The organism is Xenorhabdus santafensis (assembly GCF_033949405.1).
In the GTDB taxonomy this organism is placed as follows: domain Bacteria; phylum Pseudomonadota; class Gammaproteobacteria; order Enterobacterales; family Enterobacteriaceae; genus Xenorhabdus; species Xenorhabdus santafensis.
Window position 1 is genome coordinate 1 of record NZ_VCDN01000497.1, and the last position, 310, is coordinate 310.

The window sequence follows — 310 nt, forward strand, 5'->3', positions numbered from 1 at the left end:
TAACATTTCTGTTATTCGTTTAGAACAACTAACGAATATTAGACAGACGGCAAGAACAAGCCGTAAAAACGAAAAAAATCTACACACTTGGTCATTCCATCGTTTAGCACAATTCATCGAGTACAAAGCGACATTAGTTGGCATAAAGGTCGAATATGTGAACCCTTCTTATACAAGTCAAACATGTCCGAAATGTTCTGAAAAGAACAAGGCGCAAGACAGAAAATACAAGTGTCAATGTGGGTTTGAGAAACATCGTGATATCGTTGGGGCGATGAATATTCGCTACGCAACTGTGATTGATGGTAAC

Annotated in this window: 1 protein-coding gene; it reads left to right on the forward strand. The window is 38.4% G+C overall.

What is annotated here, in order from left to right; all coding sequences use genetic code 11:
• Positions 1-310 (forward strand): RNA-guided endonuclease TnpB family protein (locus tag FE392_RS23190; RefSeq protein WP_319932022.1); only part of this gene is annotated, 310 nt, incomplete at both ends.